The following is a 19,748-nucleotide window of genomic DNA, read 5'->3' as shown; positions in this document are numbered from 1 at the left end:
TCCCTGCCCGGTCAGTCTGTACTGGCCTTGGTTGAATTGGTGTGCCCGGATGCGCCTGCGGCCTTTTGAACAGCACTCAAAATGCCCCGAAGGATGTTGATTTCCATCTGATCAAGCTTTGCGCGCTGGAACAATCGGCGCAAGCGAGACATCAACTGTCTGGGATTATCGCGACGATGGAAATCCACATCATGTAGCGTCTGCTCAAGGTGGCCAAAAAAGCCTTCCACATCACCTACCTTGGCGGGCGGCACATCCCAGCCAGCATCGCCTGGCGCGAGCATCGGTTTTAGATAGGGATTGTCTTTACCCTCTTCAAGGTTACGCAAGAAAAGCATGCGCAATTCATAGCACATAATCTGAACCGCCATAGACAGGTTCAAAGAACTGTAATCGGGGTTCGTGGGGATATGAATATGGTAATGACACAGGTGGAGCTCATCGTTGCTCAGCCCATGATTTTCACGCCCGAACACCAATGCCACTGGGCCACTAAGGCTCTTCTCCGCTGCAATTTCGGCCGCTTCTGGCGGCGGCAATACGGGCCAGGGAATTTTCCGACCCCTGGCACTGGTACCCATCACCATAATGCAGTCTTCAAGCGCTTTATCCAGACTTGGAACTACCTGGGCTCTGTCGAGTATGTCGGAGGCTCCGGCCGCTCGAGCGTATGAGGCTTCATCTGGAAAAGAATTGGGATTGACCAGCCAGAGATTGGCCAACCCCATGTTTTTCATGGCCCGTGCGACAGCCCCGATGTTTCCGGAGTGAGAGGTCTCGACCAGGACAATTCGAATTTTATCCTGAAACGCGTCTGGCCCTTCCAGAGGCGGAGATGGCTTATGCATTGGTGACTAGCCCGAGGTTAAAATTTAAGGGCCGCAATGATAGCAGAAACCAGATACCTTCTGCGCTCCGGATATTCACTCACATAGCAACATCCGTGCTTTTCCTGAGTCAAAAAACATACAAGGAGGGGGATCTTTTGCTATCATACCCGGCCTTCACACACCCGGATAACGAACACACAGATGCAACCAGCTATTAAAATGGCCCTGCGCGTCGCGCGTCAAGGGTCGGATTACCTGAAAGCCCACTTCGAGCGCCAGGAGCCTACCGGAAAAGACGACGACGAGCGTCGCTTCCAGTTGGACCGGGTCGAGCAATCCATTTATGACAACTTTGCAGAGCAACTCGAAAAGGCCTACAAAGATCACACCATTGCGCCCCTGAACGAATCAGACGCCGGAACCAGCGAACGTAGCTGGCATATTTTCCCGGTATTGGGACGCGAAAATTTCCTTCGTGGCATTCCTGAATTTGCTCTGGCACTGGCTCAGAAGAAAAACAACCGCACGGAAAACCTTCTTCTGGTTAACCCGGTTACCGGTGAGGAATACTCTGCCAGCCGTGGCCGAGGCGCCGCACTGAATAGCCGCAGAGTTCGGGTGTCTGACGTCAAGCATGCCGAGAAAGCCGCGTTTGCAACCAACCTGCTTGATCAGGCGCGCAAAAGCGAGAACCCGCTGCTTTGGGGCGAGATGGCCGCAGTACTGGCCCAGAACTCCTCCATGTTTCGCACATCTGGCTGCGTGGTCCTTGATATTGCGCGGGTTTCTGCCGGCCTTCTCGATGCTGCAGTCATCTTCCGCCCAGATGCCGTTGATCTGGACCTCGGCGTAGCCTTGGCAATGGAGTCCGGTGCTCTTACCGCAGACTTCTCGGGCAACCCTTCAACAGATAAGGCACGCCAACTCGTTGTTGCGAACCCGAAGCTGTTCCGGGAGGTTCTCAAGGTATTGCACCCATTCCGTGGTCGCATGCCTGCCTGAGCTGAATACGCTTAACCCCTGGACTGAGCCAAAGCCAAGTTCAGGGCACAAAAAAACCGCCAACGAACGAGTGGCGGTTTTTTTGTGCCCGGGTTATTAACCCGGGACCTGAATCACATACGGTCAAGCCATTCCGGTGGCTGTTCCTCTTCAGCACCTTCCCCGGCACCCTCTTTAGCAGGCACCATGAGGTCTTCGCGAGAAACACCCATAACCATCAGCAAGTTGGCGGAGACATAGATAGATGAGTAGGTACCCACCACCACACCGATAATCAATGCCAACGCAAACTTGTTAATGGCTTCGCCTCCGAAGAAATACAGAGCCAGAAGAACCACCAACGTAGTACCAGAGGTGTTGATGGTACGGGCAATGGTCTGATGAATAGACTCGTTGATGATATCCCAGGATCCACCCACCCGCATTTTCCGGAAATTCTCCCGAATACGATCAGCCACAACGATGGTGTCGTTCAGCGAGTAGCCGATAATCGCCAGCAGAGCTGCAAGAACCGTAAGGTCGAACGTCCACTGAAACAGCGCGAAGATCCCAAGAACGATAATAACGTCGTGGGCCAATGGCACTACCGACGCAATACCAAACTTGAACTGGAACCGCATGCCCACATAAATGAGCACCACCGCAAGCGCGATGAGAAGCGCAAGGCCGCTGTTCTCTTTAAGCTCGTCGCCCACTTGCGACCCTACAAACTCGGAACCTATCAACTTCAGATCGCCACCGTTTTTGGCCAAAACGCTGACAATCTCTGGCGCCAACTGGTCGTTACCCGATTCGTTGAGGCGCACAAGAACAATCGTATCTGCACCGAAGTTCTGCACAACAAATTGATCGTAGCCAGCCTCTGTAAGAGTTGAGCGTACCTCATCCAGTTGCGGCGCTTGTGCGTATTCCAGCTCTACCGACGTACCACCGGTAAAATCCATGCCGAAGTTGAGGCCGCGGACTCCAAGCAACACGATAGACGCGACCACCAAAGTAATGGAGATTACGGAAGCAATTTTCCGAAACCCCATAAAATCGAACTTTTGCTTCTGATCATCAGACATTGGCGAGCTTTCCTCCGATCGACAGTTTCTCGACCCTGCGGCCGCCATAAACCATATTAACGATACTGCGGCTGACCATCAGTCCTGAGAACATGGACGTCATAATCCCGATACACAGTGTCACCGCGAACCCTTTTACCGGTCCTGAGCCCATCGCGAAAAGGATAATGGCCACAAGTAAGGTGGTGATGTTCGCATCAAAGATCGACACAAAAGCACGAGAGTAGCCCGCGTTGATAGCAAGCTGCGGCGACGCACCCGATTTAAGCTCTTCTTTTATACGTTCGAATATCAGAACGTTAGCATCGACCGCCATACCCACAGTCAGAACGATACCAGCAATACCAGGCAGCGTTAGCGTCGCGGAGAGAATGGACATGCACGCTATCAGCAGCATCAGGTTGATGGTCAGAGCGATATTCGCAACAACGCCAAACCCACGGTAGTAGACCAGCATGTACAGCAACACAAGAATGAAGCCCAGAGCCACCGACATCATGCCGGCATCAATGTTCTTCTGACCCAGGCTAGGCCCAATAGTGCGCTCCTGAACAAAGTACATAGGCGCCGCCAAAGCACCTGCACGCAACAACAGCGCAAGCTCGGACGCTTCAGGTATGGAATCCAGCCCGGTGATGCGGAAGCTGCTACCTAAAGCAGATTGAACAGTCGCGAGGCTGATAATGCCTTTCTCAACGATCCGCTTGTCTACTTCAACAGGCTCACCATCAACCATTCTGGTTTCGGTTTCCGTACGGAACTCGATAAACAGAACGGCCATGCGCCGCCCTATTGCATTCCGCGTAGCGCGATTCATCAGATCGCCACCGATCGAGTCCATCGTAATGCTGACTTGTGGCTGACCATTCTCATCAAAGGCCTGCTGCGCGTTTGCAACGTTGTTACCGGTAGCGATTGTGTCCCGCTCCAAACGAGCAGTACGCTGACGCTCATTGCGGAAACTGAACTGTTCGGTTTCACTGGCAGGCGCATCCTGCCGCGCCTCCATACGGAATTCCAGGTTTGCCGTGGCTCCAAGTACCCGTTTTGCCTGAGCGGTATCCTGAACACCCGGAAGCTCAACAATAATCCGGTCTGCGCCCTGCTGCTGAACCAAAGGCTCTGCAACACCCAACTCGTTCACTCGATTGCGAATAGTGGTCAGGTTTTGCTCGAGGGCATACTTTCGAATGGCACTTACTTCAGCTTCGGAAAGCGTAAGGACAATCTGGAACTCATCGCCGACGGTCTTTTCATCCAAAAGAAACTCGTTGTACTGACGCTTGATGAGGTTAAAGGCTTCGGTACGCGACGATTCATCGCGGAAGCTCAAAACGATATCGCGAGTACCTTTAACATCGCCCCCGCGGTAGCGGATGCGTTCTTCGCGAAGTTCGCGCTTGATCTGACCTGAAACTGCTTCCAGCCTCTGACCAACGGCAGTATCCATATCCACTTCAAGCAAAAAGTGGACGCCACCACGCAGATCAAGGCCAAGTTTCATTGGCCCTGCACCCAGACTCTTGAGCCAGGCTGGCGTAGACGGTGCCATATTCAACGCAACGAGATAGTCTCGGCCGAGAGCTGCCTGAACGGCAGGGCGGGCACGCAACTGATCATCGGAACTGGTTAACCGTATAAGGGCATCCCGATCCTCAAGCGTGCTGCTTTTAACTTCAATGCCATCCGATTCCAGCGCTTTAACGGCTCTTTCAAGAACAGCGGAGTTCACTTCAGTGCTACTACGGGCACCGGTGATCTGCACAGCGTAATCATCGGGAAACAGGTTGGGTAAAGCGTAGATAAACCCGATCACGACCGCGACCAGGATAATCAGGTTTTTCCAAAGCGGGTACTTGTTCAGCATGGGATCCCTTGTAGCCGGCCCAAAAGCCGGCCTTGGTGTTTCAGCCAGAAAGGTTCAGGCCGGCGGGTATCAGGGCCGGCCAGAGAGTCCTTGCTCAGATATCTTTGAGCGTACCTTTAGGCAGTGCGGCAGCTACAGCTACTTTCTGTACCTTTACTTCAACATTGTCGGCAATCTCAACAACGATGAAGTCGTCAGCTACTTTGGTGATCTTTCCGGCAATGCCGCCAGAGGTAATCACTTCATCACCCTTGTTCAAGCCCGACATAAGTGACTTGTGCTCTTTCGCACGCTTGGACTGTGGGCGCCAGATCAAAAAGTAGAAAATAAGGATAAAGCCGGCGAAAAAGATAACCTGACCCATAACACCCATACCACCAGCGGCAGGCGCCGCCTGAGCCATAGCCAGTGCAGGCATCATTGCTATTAGGCCGGCCAAAAACAACTTGACTGATTTCATCAAAACTCTCCGTTGATTAAGCAAAAGGATTTACTCATTACCCATGGCTGGCACTGTCTCGCCGCGCAGAGCATAGAAGTCATTTATAAAGCTCGACAATGTACCTGCTTCAATGGCCCCGCGCAATCCAGCCATGAGGTTCTGGTAGTAGCGCAGATTGTGGATTGTGTTCAGCTGGGAGCCCAGCATTTCCCCACATTTATCCAGATGATGCAGGTAACTTCTAGAAAAATTCTTGCAGGTATAACAGTCGCAACGATCATCCAAAGGGCCTGTATCATGGCGATTCTTGGCGTTTCGGATCTTTACGATTCCGGTGGATGTGAACAAGTAGCCATTGCGGGCATTTCTTGTGGGCATCACACAATCAAACATGTCGACGCCACGGCGCACCCCTTCCACGAGATCTTCCGGCCGCCCAACTCCCATCAGATACCTGGGCTTATCAGCCGGCATCTTGGGTGGCAGGTGGTCGAGTATGCGGATCATATCCTCTTTGGGCTCACCAACGGAAAGACCACCAATGGCGTAGCCATCAAAGCCTATATCCGTAAGCCCTTCGAGAGAACGATCGCGCAGCGATTCATACATTCCGCCCTGAACAATGCCAAACAGCGCTGAAGAACTGTCTCCATGAGCGTCCTTACTACGCTTTGCCCAGCGTAATGAGAGTTCCATGGATTCCTTTGCCTGCTTTTCTGTTGCAGGGTACGGCGTGCACTCGTCAAAAATCATAACAATATCAGAGCCGAGATCGCGCTGTACCTGAATCGCGATTTCTGGGGACAACTCAACGGGGGATCCGTCTACCGGGGACCGAAACGTCACCTTTTCCTCAGTAATCTTTCGCATCTCCCCCAGGCTAAACACCTGAAACCCACCGGAATCCGTGAGAATCGGCCCTTTCCATTGAGTAAAATCATGGAGATCACCGTGAGCCTTTATTACTTCCATACCAGGGCGCAACATCAGATGAAATGTATTACCCAGAATAATTTCTGCACCGGTTTCGTGGATATCCCGGGGCAACATCCCTTTCACCGTGCCGTAGGTACCTACGGGCATAAACGCCGGTGTTTCAACGGTTCCACGGGGAAAGCTCAGCCGGCCGCGACGGGCCAGGCCATCTTCCGCCAGCTTTTCGAATGTCATAAAACAGGACTGGCTCACGACTTATCTCCGGAATTGAATGATGATGGGCTGCCCGCATGTGCATGTTCATCGGGCGCGCCCAGTAGCATACCTCTGCTCGGCTCCTGCCCGGTAATGAACATGGCGTCGCCGTAACTGAAAAACCGATACTTTTCGGCAATCGCTTCTTTATATGCCTGCATTACATGCCCATGCCCTGCGAAGGCACTGACGAGCATAATCAGTGTGGATTCCGGCAGGTGAAAGTTAGTGACCAGTGCATCTACGGTCTGAAATCGATAGCCGGGGTATATAAAAATCCTGGTTTCACCCTGAAAGGCTTCCAGACACCCGCTCCGGCTGGCAGACTCAAGGGATCGCACAGACGTAGTACCAACGGCGATCACTCGCCCTCCCCTAGCCCGGGTGCGATTAACCGCATCCACTGCCTCCTGGGAGACATGCACTATTTCACTGTGCATAACGTGCTCATCGATATGATCAACCCGCACCGGCTGAAACGTACCTGCCCCTACATGCAGGGTTACAAACGTACTTTCAACACCCTGGGCTTTCAAAACATCCAAAATCGTCGAATCAAAATGCAAGCCCGCTGTCGGAGCAGCAACCGCACCGGATTCTTTCGCGTAAACGGTTTGATAGCGCTCGCGGTCAGTTGATTCATCGGGACGATCAACATAAGGCGGCAGCGGCATATGCCCGATGCGGTCAAGCAGCTCCAACACCGGCTCACTTGCCTCACTTTCAAGATGGAACAAGGCGTCACTTCGCCCCGTCATGCGCAGTGCGCTGCCATCTTCAAGGATCACCTTCTGCCCTTCCTTCAATGCCTTGGAGGCACGAACATGGGCAACAAGATTATGCTCACCGGTGACACGCTCAACCAACACTTCAACCTGCCCACCGGTTTCCTTTTTTCCGAACAGCCGAGCAGGGATAACCCGGGTGTTATTAAAAACAAGCAGGTCGCCTGGCTGGAGTAAATCCGGTAGATCCGTAAAAGATCGGTGTGCAGTGTCGCCGGTAATACCGTCAAGACAGAGCATACGGGAAGCGCTACGTTCCCTGAGAGGGTACCGGGCGATGAGATCATCCGGGAGATCAAAGTGAAAATCGGAGACGTTCATGAACCAGACTATTCAAGGCGCCGCATTCCTGCGACTTGATTGGGGTAGCTGCAGATGCCAGTTCCGGATCGCTGCTGGTTAATTTCCGTAAGTGGTTGATTTAATTGAACTCACCCACTTACGGAGGCGGCATAGTATCGCACGCCCGCCAGCTTGGTTACAACCGCGCAGCGCGCGTAGCCCAAGCTTACAGCGCAGTGTAACCATCCAGGGTCTGAATACCCTTATTTACCCTTCTTTACGTGGGGTAAGGTCTTTTCAAGTGCTTTAACAATAACCGCTCCGAAGTCTTTGGCAGCGGAATCTATAGACATTGGATCAACGGTGCTGGAATAGAGTTGCCAAACAGGCTTGGCGGAGTCGGTATCAAACAGCGTCGATTTCAACGCGTAAGTTGTTGTTTCTTCATAATCAGCCGGCGCTACCGTTGTTTGCATGTAGGTAGATGCAGCGAGAGGCCCTACGGATGTAACAATTGGCTGGTAGTTCACCTGCTCTGGCACATACCGTGATTCGCGTTGCTTACTCACAAGCGAAACCACCAGAACACCATCGTACTCTCCAGCTCTGGCATCTTCTGCAACGAGGTTCTGCAGCTTGGTAGGATCGCCCCAGGGGATGTCAGAGTTCGACATTGCAAATCGACTGGCCTTGAAGTCACTCTTGTTCAGTTCCGCAACAAGCTCGGCTTCAATCGCTGAGCGGTTACGCTCTTTTTGGGTTACCGCAAACACCATTACGCGTTTATAGTCTTTATCAACCTCTGAGACCGCATCGATTCGCTGAACCTTCGTACCGGAGCTAGCGCACCCGGCCAGAAGTGCAGCAATAAAAAAGCAGACATATTTCATCATCGCCGTAGATCCTTTCATACTCTCCCTCTTAATTCTGTGAAGCTCACGGCAGCCTCATTTGCGGCCGCCTTTTGTTGGATAAATCACTTTGGATGCAGCTCCAGCCAACCTCTGCCAGAAACTATTGCCTTACAACTTTAACCTTCATGTTTGCATCCGGGTTAGGCACATAGGCTCTCAAAACCCCATAGAAAGCCTTGCCTGTCGGTATGCCATTAATCCCTTCGCCATCAGGGCTAAAAGTCAAGGTATAACTGCCGTCCACATTTGCTTTAGATGAAAAAGTGGTGCGATCGTAGATCTTCTTGTCGTTTGGAATCAGTAGCTGGTTGTCTGCTCCATAAAGCGTGACCGAATAATAGCCACCCTTTAAATGAAGCCCGGCAGGGACGGTAACTACATAAGTATCCTTACCATTGAGTGCTTGCCCCTTATTATCCGTCAGCATTATGCCGTAGCGGACAGTATCGGCCGGCGTCCCCAACTGCCCCAGTTTCACACCTGCGGCAAGATTCAGGAAACTCACGTCGCCACTAACTTCCCCGAAAGCAACATCCGGGTTCGCATAAGATACAATGGCATCTATAACAGAGAGCGCGTTCTTTTCTGTTTCAGCGGAGAAACGCTGCACGTTTCGAACCATACTACCCCTCCCGCCTTCCATAACGATCTTCTTACTCAGTCCCATAACCTCTTTTAGGTTATCCACAACAACCATGCGTGTAAGAATCACGCCTTGATCAGTTTCCAGTGAAACAACATGGAAGTCGCCGTCAGGTACCTTCTGCCCCGGGCGTTTGATCAGAATAGGTTTGTCCGGGTTTACAATCACTGCAGGCACATTGTGTTTCATATCAAAGATCGAAACTGAGAAAAACTTGTCATACTTCGGAGTTTTAACAATGGCGGGATCATCAGAAACCGAGAACCAGTTGTACCCATAGTTCACCGTGGCCTGGGGCGTCACAACGGTACTGTCGGTGGGGTCTACCAAGCCGGTAAACTGAAACGTACCTTTCTCATTTTTTTCCAGCCAGGCGTGCATCATCTTGACCTGTTCCTGGTTGGGAAACTCCCGAATATATTCTTCGACAGTGTCAGCTGCCTGCACGGCACCCGCCGTCGCAAAAGACATGATCAAGGCTACGCAAAAAGATTTGATAATGATGTTCATTCCCTTATATCCCCATTCAGATCTATCCATAGCTAATAGAGCATTATCGACAGCCAGCCCCAAAGGCCCCCATTTGAAAGCCTCAACTTAATTCGAAGAAATATTATAGTTCAGAGGTAGGATCAGCACCCGTAAAAATTCGCCGCATGTTCAAATTCGCGTATCGGGTATTTCCAGCGAAAAACAGACAGGCACAAAAAAACCAGCCTTGAAGCTGGTTTTGTGTTTCTCTTTTTAACCAAAAACCTTCGTAAGATTTTGGTAGCGGCGGGCGGACTCGAACCGCCACACTATTTCTAGCAACGGATTTTGAATCCGTCGTGTCTACCAATTCCACCACGCCGCCAACGAAGAGTGGGGGAATTATACTTAGCCTGATCGTGAAAGCAAGACACTGAGCCTGCAAGTTTTCCTCACAGGCCAAACATTTTACAGCCGGTCAAATAACGACAGCTGGGAAACCTGGGCAAACGACTGCTGGGCTGCCTGCAGCACAAAGCTCTGGAAGCTCAGGTTACTGATTGCCTCTGCATAATCCACATCTTGTAGTTGTGAGCGAATCTCATTGGTGTACACAGAGGAGTCTGCAAGGAAGCTCTTGGTAGATTCAACTGCATTCATTCGACCGCCGAGCTCTGTCTGTTTGAGAATAAAGCTTTCCTGAGCATTATCGAGATTCACCAGAGAATGCGCGATCAAATCGTCATATTCGGCTTGACCTTCCGGAGTGCCTTTATTGATAGAATCCAGGCCGGCAATCAGGTTTTCGATGGTACCGAAAACGGATTGTTTCTCCCCTACCTTCAATGTGAACGTATCGGGCGAACCTGGGGTTGCTCCGGTAATACGTGCCTCGATCCCTGCAACAACAAACACACCTCCATCCTCGTAGTCCGCCGGGCTAACAGGTAAAGCCTGCGGTGGGGTACTGTTGTTGTCGAAAGCTAACACCTGTGGCGGCACGCTGTTATCGACCTGAAGCGTTATATCATTGGGGAATCCGTTCGGAAACGCAGCAGCCAAATCGGCCTCGTTAACCACCTTAACGCCTGAAATAGATTCTCCCGCAGGGGTCGCACCATCAAACTGCCCTGTCACCGCCGCTGGCACATTGACAAATATACCCTTGCCGTTGTCACTGATCGGTACGGTCACACCGTCATCAATTTCAAGAACCCGCTGCCCTTCATCTCCATGGTATTCGTACTTGCCTTCGGCATTTTTCTGAAACGCCTGCACCGACCCCTGGAACCCACTGAAAATATACTCACCTGAGGAATCGCGGGTATTGCCGATGTTGGCAAGCTGCCCTAGCCGTTCTTTCATTTCTGAGGAAATCGACTTGCGGTCATTGGGGGACAGTGCCCCGTTACCTGCCTGCACCGTCAACTCGCGGATCCGTTGTATTACGTCGATCGCGCTTGTGAGCGTATTTTCTTCTTGCTTGAGCCGGTTATCCGCAAGGTTCACGTTGCGCTCATAGGTTTTAACCCGGGTCAGCTCTTGATCCAGCTTGAGAATGCGAGCCGCAGCCACCGGATCATCCGAGGGCTTGTTCACCCGTTTACCCGTAGATATCTGTTGTTGCGTGTTGTTCAGGTTACTGTTCAACTCCTGCAACCGGTTGATACCGCTTGAGAACACCTGTTGTGATGAAATTCTGATCATGTCACATCACCTCGTCTGTTACCGGAACGTCTGCAACAGTGTATTGAACAAATCCTGGGCCACCGATATTACCTGCGCCGAAGCGTTGTAAGCGGCCTGGTACTGAATGAGCCTGCCAGCTTCCTCATCAAGGTTGACCCCTGAAACCGACTCGCGCTGAGCCGTGGACTGCTCCAACAGTGTCTTGCCCGCTGAAAGATCAAACTGGCTCTGGCGGGTTTTTACGCCTATATCCTCAACCAAACCGGCGTAGCCTTCGGTGAAGCTTTGGCTTTTGCCGTTCAGCGTATTCGCCGTACCCAGTGCAGCCAACAGTTCAGCGTTGCGGTTGTCTGACACACCGTTGCTGTTGTAGGCAATCTCAAAGGTATCGCCTACTGCTGGCTTGCCGGTCAACTTGAATTGAAAGCCTTGGTAATCCACTCCCGCCGCAGGGTCGTCACTGAACACATCGTTAATTTCCCCTGCCTCATAGGGCTGGTTTGGCGTTCCCACGCCAGTATTCGATGGCGGTGGACCGGTTACTGTAAAAGTCATGCCCGTTGGACCGCCTGCAGCAAAACGGATGGTCAGAGGACCATTAGCCAACTCACCCGCTGTCTGAAACCCTGGTAATAAAGAGCCGGTAAACGGGTTGCGGACATTGAACATGGTGCCTTGGTCAATCTTGCCAGTTCCTACGTTCTGCTCGCCCGTAGTGGCCCTTACCGGGCTGGCAAATGCCAGATCTTCTTCACGACCTACCTGCAAACCCATGGATTCGGCGGCGTTTCGGCTCGGTTGAATCAGGTACTTGTCGCCCGCGTTGAAGGTGCCACCTTCAATGCGAATATTAAAACCGGGCATGGAAATTTCCGACTGCACGGGATTTGGCAACCGGCCCTGATTTACAACTTCCCCGCTGGCTTTGTCGATAAGCTCAAAGCTGCTGCCGTCGCCACTGAATTGCAGTGTCCAGCTACCCGCAGGCAGCTTCGTACTATCAGTAATCTCAACCGCCAACCGCCCATCTTTCGGCAACTGGTTGTTGGCGTTGGCCACCACACGGCTTCTCTGTACAGCCAGGTCGTTTATATCGTTGAAAAACAGGCCACCAAGATCCCCCTCAAGGTCCATCCCGATTTCGTGCTGATAGTTCACACTGGCGGCAAGCCCAATGGCAATCCGGCCCAGTTCATCAAACGCGGGTTTCAGTGCCTCATCATCAAACCGCCTCAAACCACCGAGCTTTCCACCGGTGATCTGCTCATTAATATTGACAGTGCGGCCACCAGTGGAGAGTGTGAACTCCAGGCGGGTCAGATCTTCCGCGTTATTCCGGGTACCGAGCTGAGCCGCGTTATTTCCAACCACAAGGGACAATCCATTGGATAGAGAAACGTTAACCTGACTACCCTCTGTTTCGGTTACCCGTATATTGACCAGTTCAGAGAGCTGGCGCAGTTTTTCATCACGCTGATCCAGCAACTCATTTGGCATTCTGCCTTGGGCCAATCCTGGGGATTCCGAGATTGCCAGGTTAAGATCGGCAATGCTTTTCAACAGGGTATTGGCGTCTTTAACACCCTGCTGCATTTGTGTTTTTACAGATTCCCGCTGCTGAATGAATTCCTGGCTCAGCGATTGAAACCGGTTGACCACCTGCTTGGCTTCGCTCAACACAAGCTGGCGCTGTGGCAGGGAGGCTGGGTCTTCTGCCGCGTTCTGCAGGCTCGCAAAAAAGTTATTCAGGGCATTGTTCAGCCCCGTGGTCTCGCCACCCAGCAAGTTGTCGAGCCGGCGCAGTTCGGAATTCAACGTTTGCTGTTCGCCTGTCAGGGTGCTGTCTTCCCTAACCTGCTGCACAAGGAACTCATTCGCCAGCCTGCGGATGTCTATAACGCTGACACCCGTGCCGATGGTTCCGGCGCCGGTTCGGTTCCCCTGCTGGGTTTCGAACACCACTTCCTGCCGACTGTAGCCAGGCGTATTCGCGTTGGTGATGTTGTTGCCCGTGGTGTTCAAGGCACTCTGATGGCCAAGGATACCGGTCAGGCCAATACCAATCAGTCCCGCCATAATTTACTCCCCGGCTCCATTGCCCATTGAAAGTGTCATCAGAGAATCCCGGTTCATAATCCGATTGATCTTATCCCCATACTGCGGATCCGTGGCGTACCCGGCTTCCTGCAGCTTTCTGGCAAACACATCGGGCTGATCGGCGCTGGCCAGCACATCACGATAGCGAGGGTTCGATTCCAGAAATGCCACATAATCACGGAAGCTGGATTCGTAATCCGGGTAAGCACGGAAGTCCGCTCGCTCCTTCATGGGCACACCTTCACGGAACTCTGTGGTTGTAATCGTCACCGCATCACCCTGCCAACGGCTGTCCGCCTTGATACCAAACAGATTAAAACTCGGCTGGTTTCCGTCACCACGAATCATGTGCCGGCCCCAACCGGTTTCCAGAGCCGCTTGCGCGACCATCAGCTTGGGGCTAATGCCGGTATCGGCCGCAATCGATTCTGCAACTGGTAGCAATGTGCTTACAAAATGTTCCGGCGATTCAAACTGTTCAGGTAGTTTGATGGCTTGCGCGGCAGGCTCTGCATTCGTTTTCTGTGCCACTTCTGCCACTTCATCAACTCTCTCTGGTAAGCGTGGTGAAATGACCGGCAGGCTGCGTTCGTAGTCCGTCAGCAGCTTCTTGTGAGCGGCCAAGGGACTACCTTCCTCATCCATTCCAGGGATACTTTTACCCAGTTGACGCACAAGAGCATCCGCAAGCCCAGTGCCCTGCCCGCTAGCCATGGACAGGCTCAGCTGGCTATCGAACATATCCCGATACATTTCAGACTGACTACTGTTCAGGTAGTTGCCCTCAGCAAACACATCTCCGGCTTTGCGCATGGATTTCAGCATTTCAGACAGAAAAATACTCTCAAACTGGCGCGCCACTTCTTCCAGCGCAGCCTGCTTGTCATCCCCAGCGCTGTGCTTAAGTGCATTCAGCCCGCTGAAATCTGTGTATACCCTGGCCTGTTGAAGCTGATAATCCTGCATCACATCACCTAGATAACAATAAGCTCAGCGCGCAGTGCGCCAGCCTGTTTGAGAGCTTCCAGCACGGCCATAACATCCCCCGGTGCCGCACCTACCTGGTTTACTGCCTGAACAATTTCGTTGAGCGTAACCGCTGGCCCAAACTTGAACATGCGGGCCGGGTCTTCTGTGATGGCAATCTGGCTGTCCAGCTCGGTCGCAGTGGTGCCACCTGAAAACGGCAAGGGCTGCTGAATAGAGGGGTTCTCCTGAATGGTCACCGTCAGGTTGCCGTGGGTGACGGCCGCGGGGCTGACTTTCACGTTCTGCCCAACAACAATGGTACCCGTGCGGCTGTTTATGACGACTTTTGCTGCGTCTTCTGCCGGCTCCACTTCCAGATTTTCGAGAATGGACAGAAAACTCACACGCTGTGATGGGTCCCGTGGCGCACGAACCGAGATTGCTGTTGCATCATGGGCATAGGCCATATCAGGGCCAAGAAATTCGTTAACCACCTCTACCACCCGGCGCGCCGTAGTGAAGTCCGGACGCATCAGGTTGAAGGTAATCGTGTCACCACGGGTAAACGGCGAGGCAATTTCACGCTCAATGGTCGCACCGTTGGGGATTCGGCCAACACTGGGCACGTTCACTGTAATACGCGAACCATCCTGCCCCTGAGCACCGAACCCGCCCACCACAAGGCTACCCTGTGCCATGGCATAAACATTACCGTCTGCGCCTTTCAGGGGGGCCATCAGCAAGGTTCCGCCGCGCAAACTGTCGGCGTTTCCAATCGACGAAACGGTTATATCCATTTCCTGACCCATTTTCGCAAATGGCGGTAAAGTGGCACTCACAGTAACCGCAGCCACGTTGGCCAGGTTCGGGTTCACACCATCCGGCAGAGTAATGCCGAATTGGTTCATCATGTTTCGAAACGTCTGGTTGGTGAAAGGTGCTTTATCGCCCGTACCATCCAGACCAACCACCAGGCCATAACCCACAAGCTGGTTGTTACGCACACCTTTGATACGCGCCAAGTCCTTCAGGCGGTCTGCCAATACAGGTGCCGCCATGACGGCAAGCATCAGTGAGAGAACTACGCACCGGCGTATCATCATAGGGGCCACCACTCACTGTTGAAGAACCGGGCCAGCCAGCCCATCTGATTCGCCTGATCAAAATCTCCGGTACCGCCGTAGGCAATGCGAGCATCGGCTATACGGCTGGAAGCAACAATGTTGCCCGGGTCGATGTCTTGTGGGCGCACCAGGCCTGTCAGGCGCACATACTCATCGCCGTTGGTCAGCGAGATCCACTTCTCGCCACGCACTTTCAATACGCCGTTGGGCAACACTTCTATAACCGTCACTGTAATACTGCCCGCCAGGCTATTGCTCTGGTCTGCTTCGGCTTTACCGTTAAAGTCTCTTTCATTCTTGATGGACGTTGCGATGCCAAAATCATTCCTGCCCAGAATAGTGGGCTCAATCAGTGAAATATCACTGTCCTTATTGATCTTGGTTTCAGCATTCTTGCTGGCCCGCGTGGACTCCTTGAGCGTAACCGTCAGTACATCGCCTACATTCAAAGCCACTGTGTCGCCGTAAAAGTTGTAGTTGCGGGAGCTCTGGAAAATCGCGCCTGATTCCGGATCACGCTGCATCATTGCGTTGGCACGCACAGGTGCGTACGCGGGATCATTCGGCTCGGCTCTGGGCCGGCTCATGGCCGTACATCCTTGCAGCAGGATCAGCATCCATACCAACACAAAGGTGCCTGCCGGTTTGGCTATCCAGGTTGATGTAATCGGTTTCATGAGCTCACTCCTCACTTCTTTCAGTCTATTAGCCAATATTATTGGTAATGAACTGGAGCATCTGATCGGTAGTTGAAACAACTTTTGAGTTCATCTCATAAGCGCGCTGGGTGGTGATCATGTTCACCAACTCTTCAACCACTTCCACGTTGGAGGACTCAATCATTCCCTGCTCCAATGAGCCCAGCCCGGCCAAGCCAGGCTCACCCTCAGCAGGGTCACCACTGGAGTTGGTTTCCTTGAACAGGTTGTTGCCAATGGCCTGCAAGCCCTGAGGGTTGATGAAGTTCACCAGGGTAATCTGCCCAAGGTTCACCGGTGCAGCCTGATCATCAGTAATCGCCGAAACAGTGCCATCTTTGCCGATGGTCACTTTTGTAGCGTTTTCAGGCACGTTGATATTGGGCTGAAGTGCATAGCCCTCTGGCGTAACCACATCGCCATCTGCGTTGAGCTGAAACTGGCCATCCCGTGTATAAGCGGTCTGGCCATCCGGCAGTTCAATCTGCATGAACCCACGGCCGTTAACAGCCAAATCCAGAGGCTGTTCAGTGATCTGAAGGTTGCCCTGGCTAAACTGCTTTGCAGTGCCAACCACTCGCACACCCGTACCCAACTGCAGACCCGATGGCAGCTCAGAGTTCTGCGTGTTCATGCCTCCAGGCTGCCGGTTGATCTGATACAGCAAATCCTGAAATACCGCCCTATCTCGCTTGAAGCCCGTGGTGTTCACGTTGGCCAGGTTGTTCGAGATGGTGGACATGTTGGTGTCCTGGGCGCTGAGCCCTGTTTTACTAACCCAAAGAGCTGGATGCATAGTCATTACTCCTTGCCGGTGCCTGGCTTGCGGCTAAGATTTGCCGCTTCTGGGCCAGACGGGCGTTGTTTTCAATCGCTATCAAAGGTTCTGCAACAGTCGTGCCGCTGCTTCAGAATTCTCGTTTGCAGTACGCATTACCTTCACCTGCATCTCGTATTGGCGGGAGAGCTGAAGGTTGGAAATCATTTCTTCTACGGCATTCACATTGGAGCTTTCGAGGAAGCCTGAGGCCACGCGCAAGTTCGCATCGGTGGGTTCTTCGCCATCAATTCCTTCGCCAGGTTTGCGGCGGATAAAACCATCCAGACCTTTCTCAAGCGCTTCTGGCGGCGGGTTGACCAGTTTTAGTCGGTCCACTTCCACCAACTGGTCTGGCGGGCCACCCACGGGAACAATAGACACAGTGCCATCAGCACCGACCTGTACGTTATCAAAGGGGGGTAGAGCCACCGGGCCGCCGTTACCGAGAACCATCTCGCCAGTGCCCAGGCGCACCAGGCCGTTCACATCAATCTGCAAGCTGCCAGACCGGGTAAAAACTTCCTCGCCCAGGTTGTTCTGAATGGCAAGCCAGCCCTCGCCTTCAATGGCTACGTCCATTTTCCGGCCGGTTTGCATCAGTGCACCCGCCGAAAGATCTGTACCGGGGCGTTCAGCCATGGCGTAAGCACGGGTAGGATGATGCCCACCGAACACGGGCATGCTACGGGCCTGAGCAAAGTCCTTCTTGAAGCCTGTAGTGTTTACGTTTGCCAGGTTGTTGGCATGGGCACGCTGGGAAAGCATATTCTGCTTCGCGCCAGACATACCAAGATAGAGTGCTTTGTCCATGGGAAAACTCCTGCCGGAATTTTGACTGTTTTCAGTGTTCTTACAGTCATTCCTGCAGGAGTCATGCCATGTTCAGATCAAAGCCGGTTTAGCGCAGGTTAATGATGGTCTGGGTGACCGCATCGGAGGTCTCAATGGTTTTCGCGTTCGCCTGATAGTTGCGCTGCGCAATGATCAGGTTGACCAGTTCCGCAGAAAGATCCACGTTGGATTCCTCCACCGAACTGGCTTTGATACCACCTAATGTTCCCGTATCAGGTTGGCCAATAATTGGCTGGCCCGACTCGAAGGTTTCAACCCAGCTGGTATCGCCCACGGGCGACAAGCCATCGGTGTTATTAAAGCTGGCAAGGGCCACCTGACCCAGGGCTTTGGATTGGCCATTGGTGTAGCGGGCGAACAGAACACCCTGCTTGGACACATCAAGACCGGACAAACGCCCAGTGGTGTAGCCATTTTGCCGCTGATCGTCCACGCCAAAGGCTGCACCGTACTGGGTGGTCTCCCCAAGGCTCAACACGAAGGCGGACGAAGTAGGCGGCTCCGGAATGGGAGTGACCACAGGTGCGCCAGCCGCCGGAGGGCCATCGGCGCCGTTAGGTAGGCCTTGGCTATCTTTCGGAACCCAGTCAGTGATCAGAATTTCACCACTGGTATCGCCGTTAATGGATTGCAGCACACCGTCTTGATCAAATCGCGCCGTGTAGGGGGTAATGTCTGTGCCCGCTACCATTTCGCCATCAATTTGCAGGTACACAGACCACTCACTCACGCCCACACCGTTTCCAGGGGCTGGCTCTTTAACAAAGAATTGCGTTAGCTCGTGGGAGTTACCCAAGCTGTCAAAAACCGAGGTCGATGTGGCGTGGTTATAGGTTCGCTGATCCTGCGGGTTGAACTCATTGGTTATGCGGATCGGAGAGGTCCCATAACTGTCAACAAAATTGCTAGTTCCGCCTGTAGATGTAAGACCTAAAATGGTTCGGTCGCCTATGGCATTCACATCACCGAAGACAGTTACAGGCGTAGTTGGATCTATAGATTGGGCCGGATTTCCATTGCCATAACTGAATTGAAGATTCTCACCCTGGTTATGAACGACATTCAACACACCAGTGGTACTGTCAATAGTGGCGGAGATTGCGCTATCACTCGATCTGTTAATAGCATCCCGCAGGTCAACCAGCGAGTTTACAGAACTGGTATCTATAGGAATCGGCGCATTGTTAACACTGAGATTGAATGAAAAACTGCTAGGGACTTGAGCTTGAGCGGTCGAAATATAGGCGTCGTTGAGTTCCGAGCCCGCTGGTGCAGGCGTGGTTGGGTGCTGAATGCGTGCAGTGGTTGTCGCGGAAGCGCTAAGACCCGGCGCACCGGCTATTTGGTCGGCCATCGCACGTGCCGTCGGCAATGAACTCAAATCGACGGAATAGGCAGGAGTGCCATCGGTATAGGTAACGTCGAAGGTTTCACCGCTAATGTCATTGTATGACAAAGGCACCACATCCCGTACTCTGGATTCCAGCACAGACTGGCGAGAGTCCAGGTTCAGATCAGAGCGTAAATTAGTGGTACGCCGCGGCGCCAGGTTATCCGTGGCAATTTCAAGATTGCCCCGGATGCCCGAGAGGTTACCATCATCATCAGCAGTGTAGCCCTGTACCCGCATTGACTGGCTATTTACCACAAAGCCGTCTTTATCGATGGTGAATTGCCCGGCACGTGAGTAGCGGGTTTCGCCACCACTATTCAGAATAAAGAAGCCATCGCCACTAATAGCCATATCCAGGCCATTGTCTGTAAAGCTGATATTACCCTGACCAAACGATTGCTTTACGTCCTGAACATTGACACCGTCGCCAATCGGGTTGGAGCCGCCGCTCAGAAAGCCGCTGGCATACAGGTCGCCAAACTGAACCCTGCTCCCTTTGAACCCCACTGTGCTGGCGTTGGCAATGTTATTGCCCGTAACATCCAGATCTACCGCTGCAGCCCGCAGGCCACTGAGCCCCGTATTAAAAGCCATAATTCACCCCTGGTCTGA

At 52.7% G+C, this 19,748-nt stretch carries 17 protein-coding genes and 1 tRNA gene; 1 reads left to right on the top strand and 17 read right to left on the bottom strand.

What is annotated here, in order from left to right; genetic code table 11:
- Nucleotides 1-11: 11 nt before the first annotated feature.
- A complete protein-coding gene (gene trmJ, locus RG807_RS07600; protein ID WP_309044357.1) occupies nucleotides 12-848 on the bottom strand; it encodes a tRNA (cytosine(32)/uridine(32)-2'-O)-methyltransferase TrmJ in 837 nt (278 codons plus the stop codon).
- Between the two features lie 183 nt (nucleotides 849-1,031).
- Here trmJ and RG807_RS07595 point away from each other — a divergent pair, with 183 nt between their 5' ends.
- Nucleotides 1,032-1,832 carry an inositol monophosphatase family protein gene (locus RG807_RS07595; RefSeq protein ID WP_298446928.1) on the top strand — a complete coding sequence of 267 codons (801 nt, stop codon included), beginning with the start codon at nucleotides 1,032-1,034 and terminating at the stop codon, nucleotides 1,830-1,832.
- 113 nt (nucleotides 1,833-1,945) lie between these two features.
- Here the strand turns inward: RG807_RS07595 and secF are convergent, their stop codons facing one another.
- The 16 genes from secF to RG807_RS07515 form a co-directional block, all read right to left on the bottom strand.
- Entirely contained in the window at nucleotides 1,946-2,899 is a 954-nt protein-coding gene (gene secF, locus RG807_RS07590; RefSeq protein WP_309044356.1) for a protein translocase subunit SecF, read from the bottom strand.
- A complete protein-coding gene (secD, locus tag RG807_RS07585) occupies nucleotides 2,892-4,766 on the bottom strand; it encodes a protein translocase subunit SecD (RefSeq protein ID WP_309044355.1) in 1,875 nt (624 codons plus the stop codon). The genes secF and secD overlap by 8 nt, the downstream gene beginning before the upstream one ends.
- A 94-nt stretch (nucleotides 4,767-4,860) precedes the next feature.
- Nucleotides 4,861-5,226, bottom strand: coding sequence for a preprotein translocase subunit YajC (gene yajC / locus RG807_RS07580; protein ID WP_298446925.1), 366 nt, complete (start codon nucleotides 5,224-5,226; stop codon nucleotides 4,861-4,863).
- A 30-nt stretch (nucleotides 5,227-5,256) separates the two neighbouring features.
- Nucleotides 5,257-6,378, bottom strand: coding sequence for a tRNA guanosine(34) transglycosylase Tgt (gene tgt / locus RG807_RS07575; protein WP_309044573.1), 1,122 nt, complete (start codon nucleotides 6,376-6,378; stop codon nucleotides 5,257-5,259).
- Between the two features lie 14 nt (nucleotides 6,379-6,392).
- A complete protein-coding gene (gene queA, locus RG807_RS07570; RefSeq protein ID WP_309044354.1) occupies nucleotides 6,393-7,505 on the bottom strand; it encodes a tRNA preQ1(34) S-adenosylmethionine ribosyltransferase-isomerase QueA in 1,113 nt (370 codons plus the stop codon).
- A 224-nt stretch (nucleotides 7,506-7,729) separates the two neighbouring features.
- Complete coding sequence (locus tag RG807_RS07565; RefSeq protein ID WP_309044353.1) at nucleotides 7,730-8,377, bottom strand: hypothetical protein; 648 nt, start codon at nucleotides 8,375-8,377, stop codon at nucleotides 7,730-7,732.
- A 103-nt stretch (nucleotides 8,378-8,480) separates the two neighbouring features.
- Nucleotides 8,481-9,596, bottom strand: coding sequence for a DUF1214 domain-containing protein (locus RG807_RS07560; RefSeq protein ID WP_309044352.1), 1,116 nt, complete (start codon nucleotides 9,594-9,596; stop codon nucleotides 8,481-8,483).
- 196 nt (nucleotides 9,597-9,792) lie between these two features.
- A tRNA-Leu gene (locus RG807_RS07555) sits at nucleotides 9,793-9,879 on the bottom strand.
- 83 nt (nucleotides 9,880-9,962) lie between these two features.
- Nucleotides 9,963-11,201, bottom strand: coding sequence for a flagellar hook-associated protein FlgL (flgL, locus tag RG807_RS07550; protein ID WP_309044351.1), 1,239 nt, complete (start codon nucleotides 11,199-11,201; stop codon nucleotides 9,963-9,965).
- An 18-nt stretch (nucleotides 11,202-11,219) separates the two neighbouring features.
- Nucleotides 11,220-13,259 carry a flagellar hook-associated protein FlgK gene (gene flgK, locus RG807_RS07545; protein ID WP_309044350.1) on the bottom strand — a complete coding sequence of 680 codons (2,040 nt, stop codon included), beginning with the start codon at nucleotides 13,257-13,259 and terminating at the stop codon, nucleotides 11,220-11,222.
- A gap of 3 nt (nucleotides 13,260-13,262) precedes the next feature.
- Nucleotides 13,263-14,246, bottom strand: a complete 984-nt coding sequence (gene flgJ, locus RG807_RS07540; protein ID WP_309044349.1) for a flagellar assembly peptidoglycan hydrolase FlgJ — start codon at nucleotides 14,244-14,246, stop codon at nucleotides 13,263-13,265.
- An 8-nt stretch (nucleotides 14,247-14,254) separates the two neighbouring features.
- A complete protein-coding gene (locus RG807_RS07535; RefSeq protein ID WP_309044348.1) occupies nucleotides 14,255-15,352 on the bottom strand; it encodes a flagellar basal body P-ring protein FlgI in 1,098 nt (365 codons plus the stop codon).
- Nucleotides 15,349-16,050, bottom strand: coding sequence for a flagellar basal body L-ring protein FlgH (flgH, locus tag RG807_RS07530; RefSeq protein WP_309044347.1), 702 nt, complete (start codon nucleotides 16,048-16,050; stop codon nucleotides 15,349-15,351). Before flgH ends, RG807_RS07535 begins: the two co-directional genes overlap by 4 nt.
- 28 nt (nucleotides 16,051-16,078) lie before the next feature.
- Nucleotides 16,079-16,867 carry a flagellar basal-body rod protein FlgG gene (flgG, locus tag RG807_RS07525; protein WP_298446917.1) on the bottom strand — a complete coding sequence of 263 codons (789 nt, stop codon included), beginning with the start codon at nucleotides 16,865-16,867 and terminating at the stop codon, nucleotides 16,079-16,081.
- An 81-nt stretch (nucleotides 16,868-16,948) separates the two neighbouring features.
- A complete protein-coding gene (locus RG807_RS07520; protein WP_298446916.1) occupies nucleotides 16,949-17,701 on the bottom strand; it encodes a flagellar basal body rod protein FlgF in 753 nt (250 codons plus the stop codon).
- 88 nt (nucleotides 17,702-17,789) lie between these two features.
- Nucleotides 17,790-19,730 (bottom strand): flagellar hook protein FlgE, encoded by a 1,941-nt coding sequence (locus RG807_RS07515; protein WP_309044346.1) that lies wholly within the window; start codon nucleotides 19,728-19,730, stop codon nucleotides 17,790-17,792.
- Between the last annotated feature and the right edge of the window lie 18 nt (nucleotides 19,731-19,748).

Origin of the sequence: Marinobacter sediminicola, assembly GCF_031157525.1 — a bacterium.
GTDB lineage: Bacteria > Pseudomonadota > Gammaproteobacteria > Pseudomonadales > Oleiphilaceae > Marinobacter > Marinobacter sediminicola.
The sequence above is the reverse complement of the archived record's forward strand: the minus strand, read 5'-3'. Positions and strand labels throughout refer to the sequence as shown.